This window comes from Rhabdaerophilum sp. (genome assembly GCF_046092605.1).
Classification (GTDB): Bacteria; Pseudomonadota; Alphaproteobacteria; order Rhizobiales; family Beijerinckiaceae; genus Rhabdaerophilum.
The window spans coordinates 1-13,755 of record NZ_JBJTDY010000190.1 but is presented as its reverse complement, the minus strand read 5'-3'; the positions used below and the strand labels follow the sequence as shown (position 1 = coordinate 13,755).

The following is a 13,755-nucleotide window of genomic DNA, read 5'->3' as shown; positions in this document are numbered from 1 at the left end:
GCTCCACCGGCGCCGCCGTACATAAACCTCGTCCGCCAACCGAAATCTCCAGCAATGCTGCCAGCATCAGTGCTGGATCAGAAATCCGGATTGTTCAAAGCCCCGGTTCAAAAACAAGGCGGCCTTCGGCGGAGGGATACTTTGGTATGAATGCGAGCCGAACATGTCGAAAGTGTTCAGCACGGTCTGGCGATAGATCTGCCGCTGGTGATCGAGCCAGCTTTCGCCGAGCTGGCGCGGCACCTTGCCCGTCAGCGATAGCCGCAGCTTGTTCGCGAGCTTTCCGAGGCCTGGAACAAGGCGCACCCCGCCCATCAAGCGGGAATAGGCGAGAATTGTCTCGAATGACGCATTCCGGAAGGCGCGACGAAGCGGGCCGTAGGTCACGTGGTTCTTGATGAAAGTGAACAAGCCCGGTTTGCCCGCGCGATAGCAGTTGAAAACGAACTCGCCACCCGGCGCCACGATGCCGAACAGGGCGCGCGGTGCGCTCGACCGATTCCGTATGCTGGATCACGTTGTGGCAGATCACGATCCCGTCGATCGCATTCGAGCGGATCGGCGGGTGATCGATCGAGCACTGGATCACCGTGAAATTCGGCCAGTCGCCAGTCGTTATGTTGCGTGCCACAACGTCATCCACGCTATGTGACAATTCCAGCATGATGACCTCGCGCGCGCCGGCCTCCAGCATCCAGAGGGATTGCGCGCCCGAACCGCCTCCGCAATCGACGATTACCTTGTCGCGGAAAGCTTCTGTGCCGCCGAAGGTGTTGGCCACGGTATGATCGAGCCAATTCTGCTTGAAATCCACAAAGTTAAAGTGGTTCCACTGATTGCCGAACGACTTCACGCTCTCAAAGATCTCCGGCTCGACGAAACGCGGAATCCGGTTGCGAATAGGATAGCGATGGCCGGAGGGAGAAATGAGAACCCCCTCGATAATATCCTCGCCTTCCTGCTCAGTGATCTCAACCGTCAGCGGATCGCCCGTCTCGGGGTCGCATAGCAGCGGCAAGATGCGAAGGAACATGGTGGGTTTCTCCCGGCGCGATCAGCGCGTAAAGAGATAGCTCGTCTTGGCCTCGAACCAGGCGAGGCCGAAGCGGTTGAGCGTTTCGATGACCGGCGCGCGGGAGAGGCTCGCATGGTGCACGCGATGCACCCTGAAGCCACGGAACACATCGAAAACACGCTTGGTCATCGGGAAGGTCTTGTGGAAGCGCGGGTGATTTCCGGCCGCGAAACGCGGATGGAACGACACGAGTGCCGCCACATCCTTCCGCGCGAGAAGAGGCGCCAGCACCGGAACGATCGCGTATTCCGCGCCTTCCGTGTCGATCTTGATGAAGACCGGCCCTTCCTCGGGCAACAGGGCAGCGATGTCCGCCGGCGTGATGGTCTCGACCGACCAGCTCACGGCGGAGCCCTTGTGGTGCACGCTCGACATGGAATCGCCCTGTGCAGTCTTGGCACCCAGCGTGATCGTGCCCTTCTCGGGCCAGACCGCGCGTTCCATCACTGCGATCTTCGGTGCCAGTGCCGGGTTGAGCGCAATATTCGTGCGCAATTCCTTCGCGGCCACAGGGTCGGGCTCGAAGGAGATCACCTGTTTCGCCTGTGACGCCGCAAACAATGTCACTGGCCCGATCCACGCGCCGAAATCCAGCACGGTCGTCTCGGGCGTGAGTTGTGATTCAATCGCCGCGAAAGTGCCGGGCTCCCAATGGCCCGATGAAACGCGACCCCAGAACGGGAACTGCGGCCCATCGACCACCGAGAACGACGCGTTGCGAATGCGGATATCCGGCACAGGGGCCCCCTTGAAACATCCGGGCTTCAAAGCAGAAATCAGCCGCCCTCGCTACCCCCTCAGAGGTCGAGGAGCAGCGTTTGCCGATCCGGCGACGGAACAAGCGTGGCAATCGCCGCTTCGCCCGTCACGCGCGGGGCGATCAGCATGGAAGCTGCGGCCACCGCTTTCACCAGCCGGTTGAACGGCAGAAGCGCGGGATCGAGCACGGTCACCTCCCCGAATCGGAAACCGGGGGCGGTCCGCTCGAAGGCGGCCGTGGCGGCGGGAAGGCGATGTGCGCTGCGTTCCAGCACCAGAACCGGCGGGCCACCCGCCGCGAAAGGCCCGTAAAGGGAGGCCACTTTCGCTTGCATCGGGCCGAGCGCATCCGGTGAATCGAGCGGGATCACGATGTCATCGAGCTGCTTCACGCGGATGGCTGTCGCCGGCCGGAAGAGTTCCACCGGCCGGGGGCGGAAGAGCCCGTCGGAAATCGCATCCTGAAAGGGGCGCATACGGCCCATTCTCAGGCTCGTCATCAGCAAGGTCGCCGGCGGCAGGCCAAAGCGGTCGAGCGAGAAGAAGCGCGGCAGCAGGGTATGGCAGAAATGCGCGAGGCTGGCTTCGGCACCGGCATAGAGCACCAGCGCCGGCTCACGCGGAATGAACCGTCCGCCCGGCAGCAAGGGCGAGAGATCCGCGGGCCCGGGCGGGTTTCCTGCCTGCCGCGGATCGGCCGGCGCATGGCGCTTAAGGTCCGCGAAGACCCGTCCTCCGCCATTCTCGATCACGAGATCGCCGGTATGGCGCCGGTGACTCCAGCCCTCCGGCAGGTTGTCGTCTTGCTCCGTCATCCCCACTTCCGAGCCATCCGCCTTTGGCCAGAAGGGCAGCATGGGGGCGGTGAGCAGGCTCCGCCATTCGCGCATCGGACGGCTCGAATAGAGGCGGAGAACGGCTGGCATCAGCGCTTGACGAGAGGACACGGCTCACCCATGACGGTCGCGAGTCCCCGCTCAATAGGAGAAGCGCCCGTGGCGCGCAACCGGCCGCTCGCCCGCATCAATCTCAACGTTTTCTCGAACGTGGCCTCGAAGGATGCACGCGATTGCCTCGTGCCGGAGGCGATCCGCTCCTATTTCGAGTGCTTCGATGGCGCGCGGGGTGCTGCCGAGACCATCACCCGTGTCTTCTGCGATCCGAAGCCGCATCGCGAGAATTTCGAACTCTGGAAGCAGGCGATCCGGGATGGCACGCCCGGCATTCCGCTGGAAATCGTGGAAACCGGCGGGCTGATCGACAGCTTCGCCCGCTCGCTGGAGGTCAGCGAATGCGATTATGCCGTGCAGCTCGAGCATGATTTCGTGTTCATCCGCTCGCGCATTCCGCATGGCCTGCCGGAGATCGTGCACGAAATGGCCGAAGGCGGCTTCAATTTCATGCGCTTCAACAAGCGGCAGAACATCCGGCAGGGCTACGACATGTTCCTTGACGAGATGCCCGGCACCGAAGTGCCGATGTGCCGCGTCAATGGCCGCTCGAACAACCCGCAGGTGATCGACGTCGATTTCTACCGCCGCGAGGTCCTGCCGATCCTGCGCGGGCCCGACGGCATGGCGATCGGGCTTGAAGGCGGGCTCTGCCGCCTCTTTGGTGGCGGGCAGGTCTATGGCCCGCTGGGCTGGCCGAAAACCGTGCAGCATTTGGATGGCCGCGATGTTCGCGCGCGGGATCGCATTGCCCGCAAGCTCTATTTCTGGAAGCGCGCGCTCGGCGGCGGGAATGCAGCCTGAGCGTCAGACCACGCGCCAGTGCGGCGGGAACAGGTCTTTCGTGCTCACCTTCGCCTGGTAGGGCGGCGCGAACCACTGCTTTGGCGCCACGACCACTCGGCCCTCGGGATTACCGAGCCATGCCCCCCACCAGCTGAAAGTGGAATTGGCGATGATGTTGTGTTTGGCATGGCTCATCAGGAAAAGGTCATCCAGCGCGCTCGTCGATGAGACGATGCTGTAGGGCAGGCCTTGCGGCAGCCGCGACGGGATCGCCTCGTTGCTGTCGGACATCACGATGACCTGATCGATCTGCGCCTCGGCTGAAACGCACTCGATGGCGCGCAGATAGTAATCCGGTGTTAGCACATGGTGAACATCCGCGAATTTCGGGTTCTGATAATCGCCGGCGCGGATATGGATCGCGAGGGTCCGGGGCGAGAGCAACGCCGCAAGTTCCCGCGCCTTGGCCGAGACATGCGGTTCCAGCGCGAAAATCCGACGTAATTCAGGCGCATATGGGCCGAAGTAAAGTGGCGACTGGAACAACCCGCGCAGGTAAGCCGATCCCGAAATGGTCTCGAATCTCGGATCGAAATGGAAATGCCCTTCCTGAACCAGCGGTCGGGCAAAACCGAGCGGAGCGCGCTTTCGGCCCAAGCCCATGGCCTTCAGCAGCTTCTGGCCGGGGCGCAGCCAGCCCGGCGCACTCAGTTCCTCTGCCCCATGCGCAAACCGGCCAAGCTCGTAACGGCGCTTCGTTCCGGGCCGGAAGCGGGAGAGATCGAACTGCACCCCGGCTCCAAGACGCCAGCCGATGGCCAGGGAAGCCGAGGCCTGAAACAGCTGATTGCCCAACCCGCCATGAAGTTCCACCGCGATGATCGGTCTCTCTCGTTCCATTGGCGGCTTCACGCTTCCCGAGCCCTGGAAGATGCGCGCCCAGCGCGCTTTACAATCGGGCGGGAGAGCTACAAGAACGCTTCCCAATGTCAACTCCGGGGCCGGAGAGCCCTGATGCATGAACCTGAGGAACGGCCTGATGTGCGGCATCGCGGCGCTCTTTCGCCCCGGAGGGCTTCGGCCCCAGGATCGCGATACCCTGCGCCGGATGAACGATGCCATCCGTCACAGAGGCCCGGATGACGAGGGCTTCTGGTTTGACGAGGCGCGGGGCGTGGGCCTCGCCCAAAGACGGCTCGCGATCCAGGATCTCTCGCCGGCCGGCGCGCAGCCCATGCTCTCGGCCTCGGGGCGCTATGCGATCACCTTCAACGGAGAGATTTACAATTTCAAAGATTTGCGCGCTGAACTGGAAGCGAGATCCGAAGCCCCCGACTGGCGCGGGCATTCGGATACCGAGGTTCTGCTCGCGCTCATCGAGGCGCGCGGGCCCGAGGCGGCCCTGAAAGCCGCGACCGGCATGCTGGCCTTCGTGCTCTTCGACCGCGAGACCGGCGCGGTTTACGCCGCGCGCGACCGGATCGGAGAGAAACCGCTCTACATCGCGGAAATCGGCGGGGCTTTCCTCTTCGCCTCGGAACTCAAGGCTTTCAAGGCGCATCCGCAATGGGATGGCCAGCTGGATCACGCGGCGATCACCGGCTTCCTGCGCCACGGGTACATTGCTGCGCCCGCGAGCCTTTTTCGTGCCGCCGGCAAGCTGCCGGCGGGCGTGCTGCGCCGCTTCGCGGCCGGAGAGCCCGTGCAGGACACCGCCTATTGGGACAGTCTCGCGGAGGCGCGCGCGGCGAAGGCCCATCGCTTCACCGGCAGTTTCGAGCAGGCGACCGACCGGCTCGATGCGCTCCTCCATGCGGCCATTCGCCGGCAGGTGATCGCCGATGTGCCGGTGGGCGCGTTCCTCTCGGGCGGGATCGATTCCTCCACGATCGCCAGCATCATGCAGGCCCAGGCAAGTCGGCCGATCGAGACCTTCTCGCTGGGGTTTCGCGAGGCGGAATTCGATGAATCGATTCATGCGCGCGAAATCGCAACCCATTTGAAAACCTCGCATAACGAGATTTCGCTCACCGGGCAGGATGCGGCCGATCTCGTGACAAGAATGCCGTCAATCTATGACGAGCCCTTTGCCGACCCCTCGCAATTGCCGACCGTGCTTGTCGCCGGCTTTGCCAGAACGAAGGTCACGGTGTCGCTTTCGGGCGATGCGGGGGACGAGCTTTTCGCCGGCTATGGCCGCTACCATTCCGCGGGCCGCAAATGGGAGAGCGGCCTCCAGGGCGGGGTCGAGCGCTTCGCGTCGGGAACCTATGCGAGCATGCTCGAGGCGCTGCTCGCGCTTCCCGAGGCGATGGGCATGGACCCAATCGCGGGCCATCGCATCGGGCCGCTGCGGCTTCGCCTGGCGGATCAGGCTGCGCGGATGGGGGCGGCTTCGGCGATCGAGGCCTATGAGCGCGGCTTCACGGTGATGGATGCCGCGCATCGCCTGATGAAGAGCGGAATCCCCGTCGCCGATCCGATGGTGGCGGAGATTGCGCGCGAAACCGGCTGGTCCATCCTCGATTCCGCGACCGTGCTCGATGCCCGGCGCTACCTGCCCGACGACATCCTCGTGAAGGTCGATCGGGCGGCGATGCATCACAGCCTTGAGGCGCGCGTGCCGCTGCTCGATCCCGAGATCATCCGCTTCGCCTGGTCTCTGCCGGATGAACTGAAAACGTGGCGCAAGGAACGCAAGGCGCTGCTGAAGGCCGTGCTCGGCCGCTATGTGCCGCGCGCCCTGTGGGATCGCCCGAAGCAGGGTTTCGGCATTCCCGCGGCGGCCTGGCTTCGCGGGCCATTCCGCGGGTTGGGGGAGGACCTGCTCTCGCGCCAACGCCTCGAAAGGCAGGGTTTGCTGGAGACCGATCTCGTCCGGGCGATCTGGGAGGATTTTCTCGCCGGGGGTCAGCGCCGGGTGAACCTCGTCTGGACGCTCTTCGTGCTGCAGCTCTATCTCGCCGCCGAGCAGTCTCAGGCCCCATCCACCTTCCTGTAGGGTTGTGGGCGAATCCCGAAAATATAGGCGAAGGAGCCGATGCCGCTTGCGACCTGTTTCGCCTGCTTGAAGGCGAAGGTTCGGCCGGGCGTGCCGAACAGCATGGCGGGCAGGGCAGGGATCATCATCACGAGGCCGCCCGCAAGCCTTCCCGCGCCCTTGGTGATGCTGCGCAGAACCGCCTTGGCCTTTCCGCGCTGCTTCTCGTGCAGGACGGAAATGCTGATCGCGACGCGAAAGGCGCGTTGCAGTTGCCAGTCGAGGGTCATGCGGTTCGCGGGCACGTTCTCCTTCACCACCGCCTCGCCCAGCCAGCGGATTGCCGCGCCGGATTGATGCACGCGGGTGAAGAAATCGGTATCCGAGCCGCCGGTGAAGCGCAAAGTCTCATCGAAGCGCAGGTTCAGGCCGTCGCTTGCGAAAATGCGCGTCTTCACCAGCGTGTTGTGGCCCTCGGCCTTGGTCAGCCGCGTGCCGGTCGCGCGCTTGTTCGGTTCGGGCAGGGCCATCCAGTCGGGCGTGCCCGGAGGATAGACCGAGATCACCCGGCCATAATGCACATCCGCCTCGTCGCGCAGGGCGGCGTCGATCATCGTCTCGAGCCAGCCGGGCGTCGCCTCCTCGTCGTCGTCGATGTAGAGCAGCCAGTCATGGCCGCGCTCGGCGGCCGTGATGCCGCAGCGATTGCGCGCGAAGGGCAGGCCGAGTTCGGGTTCGAGCACAACGAAGATGTTCCAGCCCGTTTCACGCGCCACGCGTTCCACGAGGGGCGTGCAGGTGATCCGGTCGTTGTTCTCGATCACCGCGATCGCGCATTCCACGCCGGCCGGCACGCTGGAGGCCGTGACCGAGCGCAGGCAGGCCTCCAGCAGCTTCGGCCGGTTGCGCGTGCAGATGGTGACGAGAAGACGCATGAAACCCCGCTTTTCCCCGCGAGACCTACGGCTTTCGGGCGTGGCTTTCAACGGGCCTATTCGTGGCGCAGCACGAAACGGTCGACGAAATCCGCAAGGCCCTTGGCCTTGAAGCCGGCCATCAGCGCTTCCGCATCATATTCGTCGCGCACCCAGTCCAGGAAGGGGCTGGCCTCATCGGGACAGGCCGCGAGATAAGCCTCGAACACCGCGTCGAGAATGCCCGCGCGCGAGGACCGGATGTGCAGGTGGCGCAGCGAAAGCTCGTCCGTCGCCGCGCGCACCGAAGCCCCTTGCGTGACGATCCGGTCGAGAGCCGCGATCAAGCCCGCACGATCCGCGCCGGATTTGCAGTGAACCAGCAGGGGACGGGGTAGCCGCCGCAATCGTTCGGCAATCGCCAGCAGATGCTCGCCGGGTGGCGCCGTCCGTGAAAAGACCGGGACGTCGATCAGCGTTTCGTAAGCGATGCCCAGAGCCTCGGCCTTTTCGCGGGCCAGGGCATAGCCGCCATGGTTCGGCGCATCGTGGCGCAGGTTCAGGATGGAACGGATGCCATGGCGCGCGGCCCAGGCGATATCCCAAGGCATCGGCTGGTTGGAGCGCCAGCCTGTGGGGCCATATTGCCTGCGGTTCTTCCAGAGGAGGCGAACCACGCCGAAATCCCGCACCAGCAGATCGAACCACGCTGACGACCGGGTGCGCCAATCCACGAGCGGCCCTTCGAAGCGGCGCAGCTTCGGGGGCAGGGCATATTTGCCGGTTTCGGGCGCGTTGGCTTCGGGCATGGCGGCAGTGCTATTCACCTTCATGTTCCTGACGAGAGAGACGCTGTCGCCCTCCCCGGGCTCCCTGCCGTTCCTGTCGCGCGCGATCATCATGCCTCCCGCCTGCGGCGCGAAGAACGATTCCGTGCCTCGCCCGCCTTTTCGCATGAAGATGGAATGAGACCAAATGCAGGAGCGGGAGGCAATCGCAAGCCGCTCATGCTGGATAGTGTCGCGCCGCAACGCGATTCCCGATCGAACTTTCGCATCGAATGGAGCAATTTACCGGTTTCCACAAACCCGCCTTCGTGATCTTTTCTCGGGATCGGAATCCGAGAAGAACACCTGAGCGATTTCAGCCGGAAGCGCCCCGTCGGAGCAGCGGCACAAAGGGTTGGGGGGAACATGCCTGTCGAGATGTCGAAGGATCTGCGGGAAGGTGCGCTGGTCTATCACCGGTTGCCGAAACCGGGGAAGCTGGAAATCATCGCCACCAAGCCGCTCGACAACCAGCGCGACCTCGCTCTGGCCTATTCTCCCGGCGTGGCCGCGGCTTGCGAGGCGATTGTCGAGAACCCGGCCGAGGCCGATAATCTCACGGCCCGCCAGAATCTTGTCGCGGTGATCTCCAACGGCACGGCCGTGCTTGGCCTCGGCGATATCGGCCCGCTCGCTTCCAAGCCCGTGATGGAAGGCAAGGCGGTTCTCTTCAAGAAATTCGCCGGCATCGATGTCTTCGATATCGAGGTGAACGAGAAGCGTGTCTCCAGGCTCGTGGACGTGATCTGCGCGCTGGAGCCGACCTTCGGCGGAATCAACCTCGAGGACATCAAGGCGCCGGAATGCTTCGAGGTCGAGGCGCAATGCCGCGAGCGGATGCAGATCCCGGTCTTCCATGACGACCAGCATGGCACGGCGATCATTGTCGCCTCCGCGGTGCTGAACGCGATGGAACTCGCGGGCAAGAAACTCGACCAGGTGAAGCTTGTCACCTCCGGCGCGGGTGCGGCGGCTTTGGCCTGCCTCAACCTTCTCGTTTCGCTCGGCGTGAAGCGCGAGAACATCTGGGTCACGGATATCGAGGGCGTGGTCTACAAGGGGCGCGTTGAACTGATGGACGCCTACAAGGCGATTTATGCGCAGGAGACCTCGGCGCGGAAGCTGGCCGAGATCATCGAGGGCGCGGATATCTTCCTCGGCCTCTCGGCTGCCGGCGTGCTCAAGCCGGATCTTCTCAGGAAGATGGCCCAGAAGCCGCTGATCATGGCACTCGCCAACCCGAACCCCGAGATCATGCCGGAAGTTGCCTATGGGGCCCGGCCGGACGCGATGATCTGCACGGGGCGGTCGGATTATCCGAACCAGGTCAACAACGTGCTGTGCTTCCCGTACATGTTCCGCGGAGCGCTGGATTGCGCGGCGACGACCATCAACGAGGAGATGAAGCTCGCCGCGGTGCGCGCCATCGCCGAACTCGCGCGCGAAGCGCCATCGGATGTCGTGGCGCGCGCCTATGGCGGCGAAGCGCGGCAATTCGGGGCGGATTCGCTGATCCCCAGTCCCTTCGATCCGCGCCTCATCCTGCGCATCGCGCCGGCCGTCGCGAAGGCGGCCATGGCGAGTGGCGTGGCCCGCGCGCCGATCGGCGATTTCGAAGCCTATCAGGAACGCCTCTCGCGCTTCGTCTTCCGCTCGGGCTTCATCATGAAGCCGATCTTCCAGGCCGCGAAGGAAAGCCCCAGGCGCGTGATTTATGCCGAGGGCGAAGATGAACGGGCGCTGCGCGCGGCGCAGACCGCGATGGAGGAGAGTTTCGCAATTCCCATCCTCGTGGGTCGCCCGGCCGTCATCGAGGCGCGCATCAAGCGCTTCGGTCTCGCGATCCGGCCGGGCGCGGATTTCGAGATCATCAACCCGGACGATGACCCGCGTTACCGCGATTATGTCGCGACCTATCTGGAGATCGCGGGGCGCAAGGGCATCACGCCCGACGCGGCGCGGACGCAGTTGCGCACCAATTCCTCGATCATCGCGGCGGTGGCCGTGCGGCGGGGCGATGCCGATGCCATGATCTGCGGCCTCGAAGGACGCTACCGCTCACGCCTGCAGATCATCCGCGACGTCATCGGCATGGAGCCGGGCGTCACCGAACTCGCGGCAATGTCGCTGATGATCACCTCGAAGGGCGCGTTCTTCCTGGCGGATACCCATGTGAACGAGGACCCCACGGCCGAGCAACTCGCCGAGATCGGCATCCGCGCCGCGGCCGAAGTGCGCCGCTTCGGCATCGAGCCGAAGATTGCGCTGATCTCGCATTCGGATTTCGGCAGTCATGACAGCGAAAGCGCCCGAAAGATGCGCCGGGCGGCCGAAATCATCGCGGCCCGCGCGCCTCAGATCGAGGTCGATGGCGAAATGCAGGCGGATTCAGCGCTCTCCGACAAGGTGCGCGAGCGCGTGCTGCCGCATTCGAACCTCAAGGGCGTGGCCAATATCCTCCTGATGCCAGACCTCGATGCCGCGAATATCGCGAACGAACTCACGAAGGTCATCGGTGATGCGCTTCCCGTGGGTCCGATCCTGCTCGGCACGGCTTACCCTGCGCATATCGCGACCTCGACCACCACCGCGCGCGGCGTGGTGAACCTCACGGCCATCGCGGTGGTGCAAGCGCAATCCCGCCAGGGCTGAGGCGGTTTCCGGCGGACCCGAACAGGAAAGCCGGCCGTCCGCGGACCGGCATTTTCTCTTCATGCCCGATTTCGATCGGAAGGGGAGTTGCCTGCAAGCCGCGCCCCGCGATCCGGCGATCACCTGCCCCTCGCGTCCAGCCGAAGCTCTCTCAGCACCGTCGCCGGATCTTCCAGCCCCTCCGCCAGTTCAAGCAGGCGAATGCCCTCGGCATCGACCGAGCGGGCCTTCAGGGAAAGCTCGCCAAGCCCGCGCAGGAAGCTGCCCACCGCCTCGGTGACGTGGGTGGCATCGGGATGATCGGCAAGGCCGAGCATCATGATGACCGGGGCCATCGTCGCGATTTCGAGGCGGAACTGCTCCGGCTTCTTGTTCTGTTGCTGCGCCATCTCCGCGATCGCTTTCTCGAAGCCGCCATGGTTCTTCACCGTAATGCTCGCCTCCTGCGCGGTGCCGGTGAGGAGGAGAGCGGTCCAGTTCTCCAGCGGGTTCTCGAAGAAGGCCTTTGGCACCTGGCCGAAGGTGAAGCGCATGGAAATGCCGGCGAATTGCTCGAAATTCACCGAGACATCGCGGAAGGCGACGCTCGATTTCGCCGCATCCCAGGCCCCTTCGAGGTTGAAGGAAAGGTCGAGTGTCGCAAAACCCATCGCACGGATGCGCTGGAGGCCCTCATCCCTGACATTCGGCGGGATGGGCATGCGGAAGTTGTTGAACTTCAACCCGATCGTGGTGGGCGTCACGCCCACGAACGCGCCATAAAGGTTCTCGAAGCTCGCCAGCGAGAAGCGGATGCGCTCGCTCTGCGAGCCTGTGTTCGGCAGATCCACCTCAAGGCCGTTGAGCTGGAACCGGTAATCCGGCACGGTGAAGCGCGCAGCCTCCGCCCTGAAACGGGCGAGATCCGCCTCGGGCTGGTTGGCGAGATCGCCGCTTTCCAGCAAGACCTTGATCAGCGTGGCGATTGGCCAGCGATAAAAATCGCCGTCCCAATTCACGCTGCCGATGCGCAGCGCGCCGTCCTTGATGGCGACATCGATGGCATCGACCGCGCCGCCCGCCTTCTCGCCGCCGTTGAAGCGTGCGCCGGCGAGGCGGAAGGTGGCTTCATCGCCCTTGTCGAACCTGCCCTTGCCGGCCACCGGCCCGATGGTGAGCTCGCCCACCTCGAAGGAGCTGTAGAACTCCAGCACACTCGCCAGAAGATCGGCAGAGAATTCCGGCGCTTTCTTGCTCTGCTGCACCTTCATGAGCGCTTCGAGCTTGGGCCAGATCTCGATCGGCGCGCGGCGCATCGGCTTCACGCGGAATTCCGAGAGCGTGGCGCGCCCGATGGAAACCGTGAAATCCAGCAAAGCCAGCTCGGCATTTTCGATCACATAGGCCCCATGAGCGGCCTTGAATGGCGCGCTGCCGGTCGGATCAGGTTCCGTCAGCCAGCGCAGGAAGGTCACGGTATCCAGCGCATCGAGGGAGGTCAGGCCGAATTTCGCGCCGTATTTCACCGGCGGCCTGCCGGGCTCGGCGAGGTTGCCGACCTGCCGTGTCTCGGCGATCTCGATCCGCCCGAACACGCCGGAAGCGATGTTGCGGCCCGTGATCCGCTCATAGATCGTCGTGGTTTCCTGCCCCTCGATCACGGTCACGAATTCGATCGCGCCGATGGTGAATTCGTCGGCGCTGAACCGCGCGAGTGTCTTGACCATTTCCGCCGGGCTCGCGCCCCTGAGGAGCGATTCAATCTCCTCGCGGCTCAGCGTGGAATTGACGAGGTCGAGATCCCTCAGCTTCACACGGAAGACCTGACCCGGCCATTCGAAAGCGGGGATGGTTGTCACCACGCGCGGGGATGGCGCCGGCGTGGGGAGTGTGACAGGCGCGGGAGCCTGAGCGGGTGCAGGCGCCGCGGCCGGGCTCGCCGGCGAGGACGTTGCCGGTGCCGAGGACGTAGCCGGTGCCGAGGCCAAGGGTGCCTGAGCGGGCGGAGCAGGCTGGCGCATGACAAAGAACAAGGATGCGACCGCGACCGCGACGGCAGCCAGGCCGATGAGAAGGATGTTCGGACGCGATCCGCCCGGTTCCGGGTTGCTCATGATATTCCCTTGAAAAACCTGTGACGAAAGACGGAGACTTGTCCCGATGGGGTCCAACATTTCATGGACCGGATCAAGCGGAAACTGGATTGCCGGACCGGCGTGAAGGTTCGGGGAGCGGGCCCCGTGAAACCGGATGTCTGGCTCCGATCCTGACGCCTGATTTCACGCGTCCTGACCCGGAGCATCCTGTCGCGCGGCTGAGCGGTGGCTGGCAAGACAGCCTGGCCTGCGGTCGCGCAAGGGTCAAGAAAAGGAAAAGGGCACCCGAAGGCGCCCGATTCCGTTGATCCATTTTGTGAAGAACAAAGCTTCAGCAGCTGTAATACATCACGAACTCGATCGGGTGCGGGGTCATGCGATAACGGTCCGCCTCGCCCTTCTTCAGCTCGATATAGCTGTCGATGAAGTCGTCCGTGAACACGCCGCCGGCTTTCAGGAAGGCGCGATCCTTGTCGAGCGAAGCGAGGGCTTCGTCGAGCGAGCCGCAGACGGTCGGGATCTTCTTGAGCTCCTTCGGCGGGAGATCGTAGAGGTCCTTGTCCATGGCCGCGCCGGGATGGATCTTGTTCGCGATGCCGTCGAGGCCAGCCATCAGCATGGCGGCGAAGGCGAGGTAGGGATTGGCGGTCGGGTCCGGGAAGCGGACTTCCACGCGCTTGGCCTTCGGCGAGTTGGTCCACGGAATGCGGCAGGAGGCCGAACGGTTGCGGGCCGAG

At 64.2% G+C, this 13,755-nt stretch carries 10 protein-coding genes and 1 pseudogene; 3 read left to right on the top strand and 8 right to left on the bottom strand.

Annotated elements, in window-relative coordinates:
• Positions 1 to 94 precede the first annotated feature (94 nt).
• The 3 genes from ACKODO_RS15265 to ACKODO_RS15255 are packed head-to-tail and all read right to left on the bottom strand — an operon-like array spanning position 95 to position 2,760.
• On the bottom strand, positions 95 to 1,033 hold the full coding sequence (locus ACKODO_RS15265; RefSeq protein ID WP_408984304.1) for a methyltransferase domain-containing protein: 939 nt from the start codon (positions 1,031 to 1,033) through the stop codon (positions 95 to 97).
• Between the two features lie 21 nt (positions 1,034 to 1,054).
• The gene (locus ACKODO_RS15260; protein WP_408984303.1) at positions 1,055 to 1,813 is read right to left on the bottom strand and encodes an FkbM family methyltransferase; all 759 of its coding nucleotides are present in this window, start codon (positions 1,811 to 1,813) and stop codon (positions 1,055 to 1,057) included.
• A 59-nt stretch (positions 1,814 to 1,872) separates the two neighbouring features.
• On the bottom strand, positions 1,873 to 2,760 hold the full coding sequence (locus ACKODO_RS15255; RefSeq protein WP_408984302.1) for a hypothetical protein: 888 nt from the start codon (positions 2,758 to 2,760) through the stop codon (positions 1,873 to 1,875).
• 69 nt (positions 2,761 to 2,829) lie between these two features.
• Here ACKODO_RS15255 and ACKODO_RS15250 point away from each other — a divergent pair, with 69 nt between their 5' ends.
• Complete coding sequence (locus tag ACKODO_RS15250) at positions 2,830 to 3,588, top strand: hypothetical protein (protein WP_408984301.1); 759 nt, start codon at positions 2,830 to 2,832, stop codon at positions 3,586 to 3,588.
• Between the two features lie 3 nt (positions 3,589 to 3,591).
• Here ACKODO_RS15250 and ACKODO_RS15245 read toward each other — a convergent pair whose 3' ends face one another.
• The gene (locus tag ACKODO_RS15245) at positions 3,592 to 4,470 is read right to left on the bottom strand and encodes an alpha-1,2-fucosyltransferase (RefSeq protein ID WP_408984300.1); all 879 of its coding nucleotides are present in this window, start codon (positions 4,468 to 4,470) and stop codon (positions 3,592 to 3,594) included.
• Between the two features lie 118 nt (positions 4,471 to 4,588).
• On the opposite strand from ACKODO_RS15245, the gene asnB reads away from it, so the two are divergent.
• Entirely contained in the window at positions 4,589 to 6,571 is a 1,983-nt protein-coding gene (asnB, locus tag ACKODO_RS15240; RefSeq protein WP_408984299.1) for an asparagine synthase (glutamine-hydrolyzing), read from the top strand.
• On the opposite strand, the gene ACKODO_RS15235 is transcribed toward asnB, so the two are convergent.
• Both ACKODO_RS15235 and ACKODO_RS15230 read right to left on the bottom strand, forming a co-directional pair.
• A complete protein-coding gene (locus tag ACKODO_RS15235) occupies positions 6,547 to 7,485 on the bottom strand; it encodes a glycosyltransferase family 2 protein (RefSeq protein WP_408984298.1) in 939 nt (312 codons plus the stop codon). The two genes, asnB and ACKODO_RS15235, sit on opposite strands and share 25 nt — an antisense overlap.
• A 56-nt stretch (positions 7,486 to 7,541) precedes the next feature.
• Positions 7,542 to 8,291, bottom strand: a complete 750-nt coding sequence (locus tag ACKODO_RS15230) for a fused DSP-PTPase phosphatase/NAD kinase-like protein (RefSeq protein ID WP_408984297.1) — start codon at positions 8,289 to 8,291, stop codon at positions 7,542 to 7,544.
• A gap of 366 nt (positions 8,292 to 8,657) precedes the next feature.
• Between ACKODO_RS15230 and ACKODO_RS15225 the strand changes: the two genes are divergently transcribed.
• The gene (locus tag ACKODO_RS15225; protein WP_408984296.1) at positions 8,658 to 10,943 is read left to right on the top strand and encodes an NADP-dependent malic enzyme; all 2,286 of its coding nucleotides are present in this window, start codon (positions 8,658 to 8,660) and stop codon (positions 10,941 to 10,943) included.
• 119 nt (positions 10,944 to 11,062) lie between these two features.
• On the opposite strand, the gene ACKODO_RS15220 is transcribed toward ACKODO_RS15225, so the two are convergent.
• Positions 11,063 to 13,036: a hypothetical protein gene (locus ACKODO_RS15220; protein ID WP_408984295.1), complete on the bottom strand. Its 1,974-nt coding sequence runs from the start codon at positions 13,034 to 13,036 to the stop codon at positions 11,063 to 11,065.
• Positions 13,037 to 13,349: 313 nt separating this feature from the next.
• A pseudogene (gene glnA / locus ACKODO_RS15215) lies at positions 13,350 to 13,755 on the bottom strand (glutamine synthetase); the annotation flags it as partial.

What these genes read in the sequence shown, in the direction of transcription:
- ACKODO_RS15265 (WP_408984304.1), bottom strand. Translation starts at nt 1,033, where the DNA reads ATGTTCCTTCGCATCTTGCCGCTGCTATGCGACCCCGAGACGGGCGAT.
- ACKODO_RS15255 (WP_408984302.1), bottom strand. Translation starts at nt 2,760, where the DNA reads ATGCCAGCCGTTCTCCGCCTCTATTCGAGCCGTCCGATGCGCGAATGG.
- ACKODO_RS15245 (WP_408984300.1), bottom strand. Translation starts at nt 4,470, where the DNA reads ATGGAACGAGAGAGACCGATCATCGCGGTGGAACTTCATGGCGGGTTG.
- asnB (WP_408984299.1), top strand. Translation starts at nt 4,589, where the DNA reads ATGAACCTGAGGAACGGCCTGATGTGCGGCATCGCGGCGCTCTTTCGC.
- ACKODO_RS15235 (WP_408984298.1), bottom strand. Translation starts at nt 7,485, where the DNA reads ATGCGTCTTCTCGTCACCATCTGCACGCGCAACCGGCCGAAGCTGCTG.
- ACKODO_RS15225 (WP_408984296.1), top strand. Translation starts at nt 8,658, where the DNA reads ATGCCTGTCGAGATGTCGAAGGATCTGCGGGAAGGTGCGCTGGTCTAT.
- ACKODO_RS15220 (WP_408984295.1), bottom strand. Translation starts at nt 13,036, where the DNA reads ATGAGCAACCCGGAACCGGGCGGATCGCGTCCGAACATCCTTCTCATC.